This window comes from Microcoleus sp. BR0-C5, from assembly GCF_036705045.1.
Lineage (GTDB): Bacteria > Cyanobacteriota > Cyanobacteriia > Cyanobacteriales > Microcoleaceae > Microcoleus.
This window is the reverse complement of record NZ_JAUBTR010000107.1, coordinates 1-15,595: the sequence shown is the minus strand read 5'-3', so window position 1 is coordinate 15,595 and position 15,595 is coordinate 1. Positions and strand designations below refer to the sequence as shown.

Annotated in this window: 12 protein-coding genes and 1 pseudogene; 1 reads left to right on the top strand and 12 read right to left on the bottom strand. The window is 46.4% G+C overall.

From position 1 onward, the window contains the following. Positions 1-78 precede the first annotated feature (78 nt). The 10 genes and pseudogenes from QUB08_RS29500 to QUB08_RS29455 form a co-directional block, all read right to left on the bottom strand. A complete protein-coding gene (locus QUB08_RS29500) occupies positions 79-978 on the bottom strand; it encodes a pirin family protein (protein WP_333229541.1) in 900 nt (299 codons plus the stop codon). 156 nt (positions 979-1,134) lie between these two features. Further along, complete coding sequence (locus QUB08_RS29495; protein WP_333229539.1) at positions 1,135-1,491, bottom strand: AraC family transcriptional regulator; 357 nt, start codon at positions 1,489-1,491, stop codon at positions 1,135-1,137. Positions 1,492-1,580: 89 nt separating this feature from the next. Next, positions 1,581-2,336, bottom strand: a complete 756-nt coding sequence (locus tag QUB08_RS29490; protein ID WP_333229536.1) for an SDR family oxidoreductase — start codon at positions 2,334-2,336, stop codon at positions 1,581-1,583. Next, entirely contained in the window at positions 2,333-2,500 is a 168-nt protein-coding gene (locus QUB08_RS29485; RefSeq protein WP_333229535.1) for a hypothetical protein, read from the bottom strand. Before QUB08_RS29485 ends, QUB08_RS29490 begins: the two co-directional genes overlap by 4 nt. A 201-nt stretch (positions 2,501-2,701) precedes the next feature. Continuing rightward, positions 2,702-3,259 carry a DsbA family protein gene (locus QUB08_RS29480; protein WP_333229533.1) on the bottom strand — a complete coding sequence of 186 codons (558 nt, stop codon included), beginning with the start codon at positions 3,257-3,259 and terminating at the stop codon, positions 2,702-2,704. A gap of 221 nt (positions 3,260-3,480) precedes the next feature. Further along, a pseudogene (locus QUB08_RS29475) lies at positions 3,481-3,699 on the bottom strand (response regulator transcription factor); the annotation flags it as partial. A 316-nt stretch (positions 3,700-4,015) separates the two neighbouring features. After that, the gene (locus QUB08_RS29470; protein WP_333229531.1) at positions 4,016-4,693 is read right to left on the bottom strand and encodes an isochorismatase family protein; all 678 of its coding nucleotides are present in this window, start codon (positions 4,691-4,693) and stop codon (positions 4,016-4,018) included. A 242-nt stretch (positions 4,694-4,935) separates the two neighbouring features. Further along, positions 4,936-5,565: a response regulator transcription factor gene (locus tag QUB08_RS29465; RefSeq protein WP_333229529.1), complete on the bottom strand. Its 630-nt coding sequence runs from the start codon at positions 5,563-5,565 to the stop codon at positions 4,936-4,938. 7 nt (positions 5,566-5,572) lie between these two features. Continuing rightward, positions 5,573-12,292 (bottom strand): PAS domain S-box protein, encoded by a 6,720-nt coding sequence (locus QUB08_RS29460; RefSeq protein ID WP_333229526.1) that lies wholly within the window; start codon positions 12,290-12,292, stop codon positions 5,573-5,575. A gap of 110 nt (positions 12,293-12,402) precedes the next feature. After that, entirely contained in the window at positions 12,403-12,789 is a 387-nt protein-coding gene (locus QUB08_RS29455; protein WP_333229525.1) for an IS66 family transposase, read from the bottom strand. A gap of 239 nt (positions 12,790-13,028) precedes the next feature. Between QUB08_RS29455 and QUB08_RS29450 the strand changes: the two genes are divergently transcribed. Then, positions 13,029-14,180 (top strand): hypothetical protein, encoded by a 1,152-nt coding sequence (locus QUB08_RS29450; protein ID WP_333229523.1) that lies wholly within the window; start codon positions 13,029-13,031, stop codon positions 14,178-14,180. Here QUB08_RS29450 and QUB08_RS29445 read toward each other — a convergent pair. Together QUB08_RS29445 and QUB08_RS29440 are read right to left on the bottom strand one after the other, a co-directional pair. Next, positions 14,122-14,544, bottom strand: coding sequence for a hypothetical protein (locus QUB08_RS29445; protein WP_333229521.1), 423 nt, complete (start codon positions 14,542-14,544; stop codon positions 14,122-14,124). The genes QUB08_RS29450 and QUB08_RS29445 overlap by 59 nt on opposite strands. A gap of 58 nt (positions 14,545-14,602) precedes the next feature. Next, on the bottom strand, positions 14,603-15,430 hold the full coding sequence (locus tag QUB08_RS29440; RefSeq protein WP_333229519.1) for a DUF6753 family protein: 828 nt from the start codon (positions 15,428-15,430) through the stop codon (positions 14,603-14,605). Positions 15,431-15,595 lie beyond the last annotated feature (165 nt).

Below are 15,595 nucleotides of genomic sequence, written 5' to 3'. Positions count from 1 at the left end.
ACCCAGTAATCTCTTCAGGCTTGAATTTTTAAATTTTATAACCATCAATTCTATTTAAAGACCTGCGGAATGTGGGCATCAACTCAGAGGGGGCGCGCTACTATCGTGATCTGAATTATCAGGGAGCGGAATGAATTCAGTTTCACCGGGAACCGCCGGAAAGCGGCGGTCTTGCCAATCTCGTTTTGCCTGCTCGATACGCGCTGAGCGGCTCGACACAAAGTTCCAGTACTTTGTGCGATCGCCCACTGGTGCCCCGCCGATAATCATTGCTTTTGCCTCAGCCCCCGCACTGATATTTACTGATTCATCCGGCGCTAAAACGGCTAGACAATATGGCTCTAAAGGCTTTCCATTTACGAATAGGCCGGATGTGACGCTATAAACTGCCCTTTCTAAACCTTCTATTGGCGCTAGCTGAAATTCACTACCCTCCGTGAAAACGAGCGCTAGGTAAAGAGTAGCAGAGTAGGTTTTAACTGGTGATTGGTGAGACTGGTAGCTACCGGCGATCAAGGTCGCACTGGTGCCTGTTTGAGTCCACCTCGGTAAATCAGTCGCCGGATAATGTGAAAAGCTGGGTTCAACTTCTTCAGCGGTTTCGGGGAGGGCAATCCAGGTCTGAATGCCGTGAAGAGTAGATTCTTTCTCTCTAAAGCTCTCGGGCGATCGCTCAGAATGAACAATACCTTTGCCCGCTGTCATCCAGTTCACCTCGCCCGGGAAAATCTCTTGTACTGTACCTAGACTATCTCTATGCAGAAGGCTTCCTTCAAACAAATAGGTAACCGTCGCTAAATTGATGTGTGGATGGGGTCTAACATCGACGCCTTTTCCAGCCGGGAAAATAGCTGGGCCTAAGTGATCAAAGAAGATGAAAGATCCAACCATTTTTAGAGTTTCACTCGGTAAGATGCGCTGTACGCTAAACCCACCTAAGTCGTGCTTTTCAGGCGTGATTAATTGCTGAATACTCATTTTTGTAAGATCCCTTCTTAGTTGACGTTGTGGACGAAGATACAACCTTAGTTATGTTTCTGCTTCAGATTCTTGCCTAACTCAACTTCAATGTAATGAGTTCCAAGACTCGATTTCTTTCAGATTCTTAGGACAACCTTTCAGATTCTTATAGTGCTAGCGAATCTGCTTGGGGGTCTTTCCCGTAAATCGCTTGAAGTGCTGCGTCAAATGGCTTTGACTGGAGAAGCCTACTTTTAGGGCAATTTCTGCGATCGCCAAATCTGTTTTCAATAGCATCAACTTTGCCTGTTCCACGCGCTGTTGAATCACGTACTGACGAGGAGAAATTTCCATTGTTTGCTTAAACAAACTCGCAAAGTAAGTCGGGCTAATATTGATCACTTCTGCAAGCTCAGTCAGTGACAAATCTCGATCAAGGTGAGTACGAATATAGCCAAGTACTGGCTGTAGTCGGGTATGCGTTAAGCCTTTGTGCTTGGCTTCAATGGTTGGCGTTGTAATTGTTAGCATGGTTCAAAGATTGACAATTTGCTCAACAAAACAGACAAAAGCTAGTCATCGCGTATTCGATCACTGCAAAATATTGCATTGCCGATCGACTACTGCGCTACATACCCGCCATCTACCATCAACGTTTCACCTGTTACAAACGATGCCAGATCAGATGATAAAAACAGGACTGCATTTGCAACTTCAAGAGGTGTTCCAATTCGTCCGATCGGGTGAAGTCCTGCCATGTAAGCTTTGGCTGCATCCTGCCCACCTGTAGCTGCTTCAAACATATCTGTTTCGATTACTGCTGGTGCCACGACATTGATGCGAATACTCGCTTTGGCATATTGGAGCGCAGTAGCTTTTGTTAAGCCTACTACCGCATGTTTACTCGCGGTGTAGAGGGGTACGTTAGGAAGTGCAACTACTCCATTCGCAGATGCCGTATTGACGATCGAACCACTTCCCTGTTTCAACATCTGAGCGATTTCATATTTCATCGACAACCAAACGCCTTTGACATTGACGCTCATAATGCCATCGTATTCAGCTTCTGTTTGCTCAATCAATGAGGGATTTTCGCCGACCGTTCCTGCATTATTAAAGGCAATATCTAACCGACCAAAAACGCCAACCGCTTTATCAACCATTGCTTTAACATCGGCTTCTTTTGTGACATCGGCTTGCACAAAAATAGCCTCTCCGCCAGCATCCTGAATCAATCGAACCGTTTTTTCACCTTCATCAATTCGACGACCCACAACAACCACTTTTGCCTTTTGTTGGGCGTAAGCGATCGCCGTTGCTCTGCCAATTCCGGATGTGCCTCCAGTGACTAACGCCACTTTATCTTGCAGTATCATTCTATTTCTCCTGTTTTAATTTCATCAGTTTGTCTCAGCAACTCAGTGACTTCTTGCGCGATCGCAATCAGGGCATGATTAACTGAAGAGTCGTGAAGAGAATCAACATGATGTGTACCTTCATTCCCAGAATCATTCTTGCCCTGTACTAGTAAACGTGTCATAGAATTATCCTCAATAAAATACTGATTTGTAATTGACTCAATCAATAAGCAGGAATTCAGTTATTGGCATGGTAATTGTTGGCATGGTTCAAAAAGCGGCAGTTTTGTTCGGCAAACAGGCAATATCTAGCTATCAAATTTTGATGGCTTACAGCACTTACAGGCAAGTCAGATATGAATTGGGAGCAAAGATTGGGGAACTTAATGACTTGCAGCAATTATGGCTGCCATCAACTCCGTCGTGTTCCAATGCCCGGTATACCGAATTCCATTGACAAACAGGGCTGGGGTAGTCGTCACTCCACTCTGTATTCCGCCTTCGATATCTTCATTGATACGATCGACATGCACTTGTTTAGACAACTCTTTGAGAAATTGAGGAATGTCAAGCCCTAAATCATTGGCGTACTCGACAAGATAACCGTTCTCCAACCTTTGTTGATGGGCAAATAAAGTATCGTGCATTAACCAAAACTGTCCTTGGGCAGCGGCTGCTTCGGCTGCTTGGGCTGCCCGTTGAGCATTAGGATGAATCTGTGTTTGCGGAAAATGGCGGAAGATAAAGCATAAATAATCCTCTCCAAAGGAAGCACGAAGCTCCCGTTTGCTCCCTTTAATCAGCTTGTAAACGTCTGCACTTCTGGGGTCTTGATAGTCTCCATACATCACCAGTACTACCTTGGCACTCAGCAAACCCTGCATCCGATCTTGGGTTGAAGGCGGGACAAGTAAGAAACTGTGGCTGCGATCGTCGTTCATTTTTCTACATTTGCAGCAAGCATGGAACCTTGCAATTAACTTGCTCAATCCATTGACTGCATCTTTGTTTGCATACATTCAATGTAGGAGATCGCTTTCAAGTCGTCGTCTATAGCGAGTTAAAACTTTTACAGTACAGATTGATAGAGTAACTATGCGACCGCAAAGTAGAAGGCTGGTTATAACTCAAGTTAGAATCCGAATTCAATCGAAGGTACAGCCTATAAACAAACAATGCCGTGTTTAACGGCAACAATCACAACTTGGGTGCGATCGCTGACATCTAACTTATTCAAAATCCGATTGACATGGGATTTAACAGTACCTTCACCGATGCTCAAAGCAGCCGCAATATCAGCCTTACTCATCCCCTGTGCTAGTGAACGGAGTACCGCCAGTTCTCGTTCACTCAGTTCTGGATTGCTCATTCGCTGTATCATACAACGGATACGAAAATGGCTAACTCATAACTTGAAGAACAGAAATTTCATCGAGCTAAAAACTTTAGATGAAAGTTCTAGGATACGCTTAGTTGATCAAGGTTGTTTGCACATCTTCATGAGCCGCCCATTGCGGCTCCGCATGATGGGTGGGGCTAATCGGGTAGAGGCAGGAGAAACACCTGCCTCTACCCGATTAGCCTGCTTGCTAGAGTGTTACGGACACTCTTATCGGGAATGCGGGGCGATGAACTGATAATCAACTTCTCGCCTTCACTTTTTTTATTTTGTGCGTGCGCGTTACAATTAGGTGCTTTTACACAGATGCCACTTGCCGATCGAGCTTGGTCTCTCGTCCATCTCGTTGCACAGATTGAGCTTTGTCATAGCTCTCCATCAGAACGCGGTAAATCGGCATGAGGTCAACCATGACAGTGGCAAACTCCATTGCGTCCGGACGGTTCCACGTGTTCATGAGTTCGCCGATTACTGCGTAAGTGTCGATGGGCATGGCTCCCGCCTGGGCGACGCGGGCCAGAGTGAGGTCGGTCGCCATCTGGCTCCAGTTGCCGGAAGCATCAATGATCGTGAAGACCTTGTAACCAGCGGCCAGTGCGCTCAGGGTCGGAAACGCCATGCACACACTGGTGAGAGTTCCGGCGATGAGGAGAGTCCGTCGCCCGGTCTTCTCGATAGCATCTACCCAAGCTGGGTTATCCCAGGCGTTAATCTGGCCTGTGCGCGGAATGTAAACCGCATCAGGATTGTGCTGGTGGATTTCGGGAATCAGGGGCCCATTGGGCCCATCGGGCACCGAAGCAGTTGTGAAGGTCGGAATCTTGGCGAGTCGGGAAATCTTGGCGAGCGCCGTGACATTGGAGCGGAGGGCAGGGAGTTCGATGTCACGCACAAGTTGGAAGAGTCCGCTCTGATGATCGATCAGCAGCAGCACGGCGTCGTTGGGATCGATCATTGTGTTGATGGTGTTGCTCATGGGTTTGTCTCCTTTTTTATTTAAATTCAGTCGATGTCATTCTTTCCTAGCTATCTGAAGTGTTGCCAGCTCTAATACTTAGGTTCTTTCAGAATAAGTTCAATATAGGAGATCGCCTTCAAGCTGTCGTCTATAACAAGTTAAATTTTTTACAGTGCAAATTGATAGAGTAACCATGCCATCGCGGAGTAGAAGGCTGGCTCTAACTTAAGTTAGAATCCGAATTTGATCGAAAGTACATCCTACAAACTTACAATGCCGCGCTTAACGGCAACAATCACAGCTTGGGTGCGATCGCTCACATCTAACTTATTCAAAATCCGATTAACATGGGATTTAACAGTACCTTCACCAATACTCAAAGCAGTCGCAATATCCGCATTACTCATTCCCTGCGCCAGTGAGCGGAGTACTTCTAGTTCTCTTTCACTCAGTTCTGGATTGCTGAGACGCTGTGCCAACTTTGCTCCCACATCGGGCGGAATATACTGGTGCCCCCGATGAACGGTACGAATCGCATTCAGAAGCTCGTCAGGTTCAGTTTCTTTCAACAGATATCCTTTTGCGCCTGCCTGCAATCCCCGATAAACATCTTCGTCACTATCATACGTGGTCAGTATAATAATCCGAGCAGATTTAGCAGTCGCACAAATTGCACCGATGGCGGCAACTCCTGCCATTTCAGGCATTCGCAGATCCATAAGTGTGACATCCGGTTGGTGTTCCCCAAATAGAGTGATCGCCTGTTCCCCATTTTCGGCTTGGGCAATCACGCTCATATCTGGATCACGGTTAATAATCGTGGCTAATCCTTGCCGAAAAATGGCATGATCGTCCGCAATTAGAACTCGAATGGTTGTGGCTTGGCTCATCGTGATGTTACTCCCGATTGACGGTGACGATAATCTCTGTTCCTTGTCCAGGTTGACTCCTAATCGTGAGTTGTGCGCCGATGCGCTCTGCGCGTTCGCTCATGCCTAGTAAGCCAAAACCCTCAGAGGATGGAATACTCCCAACTCCAAAGCCTTGTCCATTGTCTCTCACGCGCAAGCAAACCTGATCGCGATCGTAGACTAGCTCCACTCGAATTTCGTCAGCATTGGCGTGTCTGATTGCATTGGTTAAGGCTTCCTGCCCCATCCTTAGTAGGTTATTCTCGACTTCAGTCGGTAGAGAATACACCGTACCCTCAAGCTCATAGTATAAAGTGGTATCCATTGCGGCAGTTCTGATTTGAGCGACGAGACGATGTAGAGCGCTCTGTAAACTGCCTTCCTCCAAAAGCTGAGGACGGAGCGCGACGACCGATCGCCGCGCTTCAACCAGTCCAGTTCGCGCCAATTCTTTGATCAGGTCTAGGTGTGCCCCAGTTGCTTCTACATCATCCGTTAGCACCTGTTTTGCCGCTCCCACCTGAGCCAGAATGCCTGTAAACGACTGAGCGAGTGTATCGTGAATCTCGCGTGCCATGCGGTTGCGTTCTTCCAAAATTGAAGCTGCTTCAGCCCGTTTGCAATCGTCGATATCCATATAAACTCCCAACGCTCGGATGGGTTCACCGGATTCATCCCAGGCAACAATTTTGCCGACAGAAAGAATCCATTTCCACTGACCATTCCGGGTACGCAGGCGATACTCTGCTCGATAGTTCGGGGCTTCTCCAGTAATAAAACCACTGTAAACTGCAACCATTGATTCTCTGTCATCAGGATGCAAACTCTCAACCCACCTAATTTTGGTCTCGTGAAATGTTGCCGGATCGTAGCCCAGCATTAGAGCGTATTCTGGGTTAACCACGATTTCTTCAGTTTTGAGATTCATATCGTAGAGTCCCTGATTTGAAGCGGTTAATGCTAGGCGTAGTCGTTCTTCACTCATCTGTAGGGCGGCTTCTGCTTGTTTGCGATCGCTAATATCTACAACCACCCCTTCGATGTATCCATCGTCTGCATTCAGATAAAGAGAGAAAAGCCCCCAAAACAATGTCCCATCTCGTTTTCGCATCTGGGCTTCAAAGCTTCGCACTTCCCAATCCCGCTTCAGCAACTCAATGAGGTGTTGGTGATCGCTGGGATCTGCATAATAGCCTATGACGTGTTCAAGCCCAATGATCTCCTCTGGTGAATCAAAGCCAAACAGGTTGGCATGGCGTTGATTGGCATCGAGAAGTAATCCATCCGAGAGGCGGACTCGGTAGATACCAACCTGCGAGTTTTCAAAGATATTGCGGAACTTGACCTCACTGCGTTGTAATGCCTCTTCTGCTTGCCTACGCTGGGTGGTGTCATTGCCAACCGATAAGATTTCAACGACATCTCCCTGCTCATTGAAGATGGCTTGATTCGACCAGGCCATCCAAACTCGCCGACCGTCTCGACACAGGTTTTCACTCTCGCCTTGCGGGTACGATTGAGGATTACGAAGTAAATCGTGGACAAAGGGCTTGACATCCCGCCCAGAGGTTTCGATGTCTGGAATGATGGTTTCAAATAAGGTTCGCCCTACAATCTGATGTTCTTCATAGCCCAAGAGTTTCACCCCATAATCGTTGATGTATCGAATTCGTCCTTGCGTGTCATAGCAAATGATGACTGAATTCGCGGTTTGTAGCAGGTTGCGGTAATTGGCCTCACTTTGTCGTAACGCAGCAGTTCGTTCTGCAACCTGTTGCTCTAAAGTGCAGTTGTAGTCGGCTAGGAGTTTCTCGGCTTGTTTACGCTCTGTAATGTCCTGAAAGGTAGCGATCGCATAAGTGATATTGCCCTGTTGATCAAAAACTGGTGTTCCCCGTGCCTCAATTATAATTGAGACATGATCTCGACGAATTTCTATATCTTCAGTCCTGATGCGTTCGCCCCTTAATGCCCGCACAGCAGGCAAGCTCTCCGCTGGATAGATTTGATCCGTTCCCGCTACATAAAGCTGATAAGCCTCTGATATCTGCTCCGGTGCTATGGAAGTATCAGTTTCTTTGCCCAGGAGTTGATTGCCGCATTGGTTGGCATAGTAAGGGCAACCCGTCGCATCCACGATCGCAATTCCCACCGGAATCGCTTCAAGGAACTGGGTGATCTTGCTTTCCTTAGCCTGCAGTTCTGAGTAAAGGTTGGCATTTTCGATGGCGATCGCTGCTTGAGTCGATAATAGCTGCAACACCTGCGATCGCTCTGGTGTAAATACTCCAGTTGCTAACCGATTTTCTAAATACAATACACCGACCAGCTTTGCTTGATTCAGCAGCGGCAAACAGAAAATAGATTGAGGCTGGTTCTGTTGAATGTATGGCTCATTAATAAAAGCACCTTCACGAGTCGCATCATTTAAAGCAACAGGTTTCAGAGTCCGAGTCACATATTGAATGATTGATTCTGGCAATTGATCGGCAATGGGAATAGACTGTAACACCTGAGTCGCACAAGCATTCTCATCGGCATTGAGTTCACAAGCCGCCTCAATCGACCATTCTCCTGAGTTTTCTAAAATTAGATATCCGGTTTGTGCGCCAGCATTCTCAATTAAAGTTTGCATCAGCGATCGCAGCAATTGATTCAGTTCAATTTTGCGAGAAATCGCCTGTGAAGCTTTCATCACTGCTGCTAAATCGAAAGCAGTATGGAAGGAATTAGAGATAGTTTCAGCAGTAATAGGAAGTGATGTGAAAGCGGCTCTAGACGACTGAGAAAAGAACTGTGGATAGCGAGTTTCTAAGTCTTTAACTTTAGCGGTTGCGCCCCAGCGATCATAACAATAGTGCGCCTCTTTCATATAAGTTTGAGCAATTTTCTCCCGCCCTCGCGCCAGATAATGTTTTGCCGCTAATTCATAAGCGAGTGCTTCTTCTTGGATATACTCATTTTCAGCAGCACCTGCGATCGCCCGTTCATAAAACTCTTCAGCCTCAAGGAATTGCCCTAAGACTCGTGCTTTCTCTGCCTCGACTAGATAAAATTTATGTAAATAATTCATTGGGGCGTGTTCTGCCCATTTCTGCATTTTTTCTTGGTTGGTGTTAACACAATTTAGCCAAGCTACTTTTTCAGAGTTTGAAGCATCGAGCGATAGGCTCAAAAGCGCCAGCGAATGATAGAAACAGAATACAGGTAAAACTCCTATTGCCCTCGCTTCTTCAAAATGTTTCCTTGCCAAAATGGCAGTCTGTACAGCTTGATGATATTCTTCAAATAGATAAAACAGTATGACTTTGTGCAGATATAGCATTTGAATTGCAGTTCCATCTTTAACTGCAATAGCGTGTGATAACGCCTCCTCTTCATTAAACACCCGACCAACTAAGCGACTGGGATTCTCAGACCGATCTAACAAATTAAGAATGGTCTGCCACACCATTGCAATCCAAGTTGAGGGGCTTTCCCGTCTGATTCGATCAACCGTTTTGCTGTATGTTGCCGTTTTCTGTTCCAGTTGGGTGAGTTCCTCACCGACAAAAAACGAGTGGTAGCATACCTCATATGCAGCATAACCAGCAGATTCAAAGTCTCCGGTTTCCACTCCTTCCTGATAAACCTCAACCAGCAGTGGTATCGTCTCCTTAAGATGTACTTTCCATTGCATAATCTGGTCACTAAATACGTGTAATGCTTTAGCCTTGCCTTTTTTGGTATTCAATCGTTCTGCCAAGGTAAGAGCCAATTGACCAAATTTATAGCCGAGTTCAATGTCTTGAACAACTCCACATAGAACCAACCCGTAGCAGGCATAATACAGTGATGACCAGATAGCATTCCCGTAGTTGATTGATAAATTTACCGTTTTGAACGTAATCAGTATCCACAGTGCTGGTGATACTATGAATGCAGCAGACCCTATATTCGCTAGGATTGACATTGCTGCTAGCGGTTCTGGTGCAGTCATCTCTGGTAAATTAATCAAGTCTTCAATTTCTCGTTCAGCAAGTAGTGCAGCCGTTGACTCCAATCCGCCTCGAACATCTAACTCACTTGGATTTTCTTGTAAAATCACTCCCAGGAGCTTCAACACTTCCAAGCCAATTTTGAGTGCTTCTTTCAGGTTGCCCTGTGACAAATATCTTTGAATGCTGCTGTCGTAAACTTGCACTTTGTCAACCACTGTTTTGGCACGAGCGAGTACCACTTCTCCCAACTGTTCCATCTCATCAAAGCAACCCTGGAGATACGCCGCTTCTGCTGCTTCTGAGTACAGCGCTAAGGTGAGATCATACTCAGTCTGCCAACTCTCTGAATTGAGGAGTTTAAGCCCTGTAGTGAAATACTTAAAAGCTGCTTCATAAGCCGTTGCTGCCTTTGCTTTCTGACCTGCCATTAAATTCAATCTGGCAATTTCAGTTCGTTCTGATCGAGCAGTGACTAGCCCAAGTCCTTGATTGAGATGATCGATGATTTCAAACAACCTCTCAGATCGTTGCTCTGGTAAAGTTTTTTCGAGCAAATTGCGACCGATTTGGAGATGAAAAACCTGTTTCTGCGATTCATCAATCAAAGCATAAGCCGCTTGCTGAACGCGATCGTGCAGAAACTTATACTCTTGAACTAACAAATCTTCGTCCAATTCAGACAGAGGTTGAATTAATCCCGCTTGTATTGCTGCTAGTAGATCCTGAAAAATTGCTTTCGGTGATTTTTCGCAAACGATCGCCAATGTTTCCAAATCAAACTCAGACCCAACACAAGCAGCGATGGAGAGAATTTGTTGTGTTGCTTCCGGCAATTTCTGCAACTGACGCAGTAGCAACTTCACCACATTATCCGTGATATTTTGAGCTTCAATCTCTGCCAGGTTCCACTGCCAGCTCAACTGTTGGGCATCAAAGGTCAACAGGTTTTCGCTATGCAGCAGCTTCAAAAATTCACCAACAAAGAAAGGGTTGCCCTCGGTTTTACGCAACACGACTTGGGCTAAGGAACAAACGGTATCAGGATTACGATGTAATGTCTCAGCTATCAGTTGACTCAACGGTTCCAGGGTTAAGGGGGTCAGGATGATTTCCTGAAGTACTGCTCCCTGGTTTCTCATGTTCTCTAGCGTTAAGACCAACGGATGCGTTGGAGTCAGTTCGTTATCTCGGTAGGCTCCGATCAAAAACAGATACTGGATTTGCTCATCAAGTAAGATGAGTTCGATTAACTTCAACGTCGCAGAATCGATCCACTGTAGATCGTCTAAAAAAATGACTAGGGGATGCTCTTTTGCACAAAACGCCCGCACAAATCTTTGAAACGTGAGATTGAAGCGATTCTGTGCATCAGTTGCTCCAACTTTGGGTATAGGCGACTGCTTGCCAATGATTAACTCAACTTCGGGGATGACATCAATGATGATTTGTCCGTTGCTGCCCAGAGCAGTGAGCAGGCGCGATCGCCACACTTCCACCTGCTCATCCGGTTCGCTCAAGAGTTGCTGCACTAACTTTTGCAGGGCATTCACAATAGCGCTGTAGGGAATGTTGCGCCCAAATTGGTCAAATTTGCCAGAGATAAAATAGCCTTGGTTTGCTGTGATCGGTTTATGGAGTTCCTGCACCAATGCCGTTTTGCCGATACCAGCATAACCGGAGACCAGCATCATTTCACGATGCGGTGGTAGGGTAATGTCTTCTTCTGCTCCCCCACTTCCCCATTCCCCTACTCCCTCATTCCCTGCCACTCTGTCGAACGCCGCCAATAATGCTGCAATCTTCGCTTCTCGCCCATACAGTTTTTGAGGAATGCAAAACTGTTCAGAAACATCTTGCAGACCCAATGGCATAGATTCAATTAAACCCACTTCTGCCAGTTGCTGAGCACAGCGTTCTAAATCTGCTTTGAGGCCCCAAGCACTTTGATAGCGATCCTCCGCATTCTTTGCCATCAGCTTCAAAATAATATCTGAAACAGGTTGGGGAATCGTTGAGTTCAATTCATGCGGGGGAGTCGGCGGTCTGGCAATGTGGCAGTGGACTAGCTCCAGGATATCTGTAGTGGGAAACGGTAATTGTCCCGTCAACAGTTCGTAGAAGGTTGCACCCAGTGAATAAAAGTCGGTGCGATAGTCGAGCATCCGGTTCATTCGTCCGGTTTGCTCTGGCGACAAATAGGCGGGGGTTCCTTCTAGAAGATGGAGACTTTTGAATGTGGGATTGGTGCGACTGAAGCGAGTGGCAATGCCAAAATCAATGATTTTGACAACGCCAGTCCTCGGATTAAAGACAATGTTGCCAGGATTAATATCTTTATGGATGACATGAGCCGCATGGATTTTGCCTAGAGTATCAGTAATGGCGATCGCCATATTCAAAAAAACCGACAGCGGTATGGGACAGAAGTCTAATTGTTGCCGCATCCAGCATTCTAAAGACTCTCCACCAAAGTCTTCCAAAAGAATAACCAGCGTGCGCTGGTAGTCTTGCTGGCTGTATGCCTTGACTACACCTTCAATGTTGAGAAAGCGAGTAATTTCATACTCCTGCCGATAGCGAGTTAATTCATGAGGAGAGGGATAATCCTGCTTGAGAACTTTGGCAATCACTGCACAGTTATCTTGCTCTCTGATGCCCTGATACACCAAAGAAGCTAGGCTCTCATAGATTTTGCTGTGGATAGTAACTCCAGGCAGGGTAATCATTGAACGCCCCCCGACGAAAGACTGTCATCCGTTTCCCAAAGTATATCGCTTGCCAAACTCCAGAATATAAAGCTCCTTGTGTAGATCTTTATATCTTGACTTGTAATTGCTCAACTCAGTAGCCAATCAAACTGGTGTGAGGCAAGAGCATGGGAAATAGCCTGGAAGGCAGAGATACTCTGACGGCGAGCCGTATTTACCAATGACCGCACCTGGGCGAACAACTCCGCACCCCAATCGGAGCAAAAGCCATGGGTGACCTTGCGAAAAACCACGCTCCAGCGCAGTGCCTGTTCACTGGAATGATTGGTCGGCGGCACCGTCTCATTGTCGAGGAACAGCAGCAGATGCTTCTCAATAGTCAAGTAGTGCTTGAACAATTGCTGTCCCTCAAGAGACTGGGGCTTCAGATTCAATATCTCCCACAGGCTGCCTCGGAATCGAGAGCCGTATTGCTGAAGCGTTGAGGCAGCCAGGGTCTGCCGTCGTCGGTTCACGGCAATAGCTCCTAGTGACAGCCGCTTCATCCGGATCAAAGGTGTGGGACATCGCTACCGGATTTTGCATTCAGACATTGATGGTCGATCGGTTGTATGAATGTACTTTCGATCAATAGTCCGGACAGTTTTTATATGGCCCAATGGCTTACTCTCTAGGACTTTGAGCCACTGTGGATAATTAAATCAATGTCAGCTCCATGCCTGACTTGCATTTAATTCAACTTTATTTATGATCCTTGCCCTGTAAAGCTTGTAGTCTCGTTCCAAAAACTGTCCGGAGTATTGCCCTGAGTAAAGACGAAAAAGCCGCCCTGCAAGCGAGCATTCTGGAGGAAGGATGCCGCGATCCGTTAGTAGTCTGGGCCGAGGAAAAGCTTCTCATCGACGGCCACAACAGGTTCGCCATCTGTACCGCGCACGGCATACCATACAAAATTGTAGAGATGTCTTTTGACAGTCGGAATGCAGTCAAGGTCTGGACGATCGCCAACCAACTGGGACGGCGCAGCTTGACGCCAGAATCCGTTAGCTACCTGCGCGGCACCTGGTACGAGCTGACCAAGGAATCTCACGGGGGCAAGCGTTTGGCAAACTGTCAAAATGACAGTTTGACAGACAAAATATCGCCAGATAGAGCAAGCTGTCAAAATGGCAGCTTGACAGACAAAACAATGCCAGATGAGGCAAGCTGTCAAAATGACCACTTGACAGACAAAATATCGCCAGATAGAGCAAGCTGTCAAAATGGCAGCTTGACAGACAAAACAGCACGAGAGTTAGGAGAACGGTTCAAAGCTTCCCCCAGAACGATTTACCGGGATGCCCAATTTACTCGAGCTGTGGATGCTCTCAGTTTTATTGGAGGGGACGAAGTGAAGTGGAAAATACTGAATCGCTCTGCTGGGCTGACCAAGAAGCAGGTCATCGCTTTGGCAAACGACACTCGCAGCAATCCGGCTCAGGTTGCCAAAACTTTACAGGGGCGCGACAAAAAAGTAAAACCTGAAGGCGAACCTAAGATCGCTCACCACCTGACGCTCAAAATTGGTTCCTTAGTGGAAGTGTACGCGCCAGATCGCCAAGATGTTAACGGCAGGTTAGGCCGCATTCAGTCAGTGGGCGAGAAAACCGCCACTGTGTGGATGCGACACATCCCCACCGTTACTATGCACTTGTACACCTTCAAACACTCGGCTCTTACTGCTGTACCGCTCGAAAATCAACCCGGACTTCAAGAAATTTGCGATCGCATTGACCGACTTCACAAATTAGAAAATCTAGATCCGTTTGAGATAGAAATCCTCAACTTGTTAGAAAGAACAACGGCTCTTACTCCCACCGAATTGCAGTATTTAGAACAGATTGAGAACAGACACAAGCTTGATTGAGTGCCTCGCAACTATTTTTCCTTTTGGTAACAGCAATAACTTCGGAAACTTTAGTTAACTCAGTTGATAATTCAAACACAGATTCAATCAATTTTTGTTGAGCTGCTAATTGTCGCAGTGAATAATAAGCGATCGCTCGCACTCGCTCAGGAGACTTGCTAGCATTTTTGGCAGCAAACGGTTCCCAGAAAGCACTCAGCACAATCTTAATCTGTTCCGATATTGGGTATGTTTGACTCAAACAGTAATCCCAAACCATCTTATCGAATGGGTCGTCTAGTGCAACTAAAACACCCGATATTTGCGACTGCACTTGCTTCGGATTTTGGTCAGGTAACGGCTGATTGTTCAAATTGGCAATCATAGATTTCTCCTGTTAAACTAACTTATTTACATGCCATTCTCGATTTTAGTATTTGCCCTCAAGGAACAAACTCTCGTTCTTGAGGGGAGCGAATCCACAAAGTACAAAATCCTTTTTGTGCAGGTTTACCCTCTACTGTCAACGTCACCCCCAATCGATTTATCTCAGTTTCACACAGTTTTTTGCCCCCTTTCTCGCTCAACAAAGCTTGATTCCAGCTCATAAATTGGCGAGCATATTTCCCTTCATTGCTTGTTGCCCACTGAATTGTATCCGCGTTCTTGCGAGCAAACTGACCCTCTTTGCTCAGCCCCCATTCGAGCGCTACGGCTTGTTCTAAAGTGAGCTGGCGCGGCCCTTTTGGGTCGATTTCAGGCGGTGGAATGAACCGGGGCACAGCTAACCCGATAAAAGCGCCGATCGCCATTGCCCCTAACACTACCCCGCTTCCAAAAATCACCGACCAAATATCGTGAGCAACTTTCTCTAAAGCTGCTTGTCGCACTAGGGTGTAAACTGAGTTGGAAATGTGGCGATGTTGCACCTTAACAGCCGCTTTTCCCTGCCGTTCTAAAAACTCCCTGCTTTCTTTTTCCCAATTTTCAGTAAGCTGCCGAACTTGTTCCAATTCTTGAGAGATGACAGCTTGAGAATCTTTCAAATCACCTTGCCATTGAGATTGCCAATTCTTGAAAAACTGGTCAATCTCTTGCGGTTTTTTTTCTAACAGTAGTTCGAGTTGACCTGTAGCCAGCAATACGATAAAAAGCGGGTCATTTTTATTGAGACCGTATCGGTAAGCTGTCTGAATGACATGAGAGCGAAATTTGGAGTCTTTGCCCTTGAGTACCTGGCTGATTAGTGACTCAGTATCTCTCTCGTACATGGGAGGGGCAGATAAAGGATCTCTGTTCAGAGCTTCTCTTTCCCTCGAATCATCGTCTATGAGTTCCCAAAACTCCTCTTCATTTAGCTTAGGAATGAAAATTTAATAACTTTAGCGTCTGCTAAATAGTCGGAACTGCACGATAATTCCATTTGGGTAGGTACT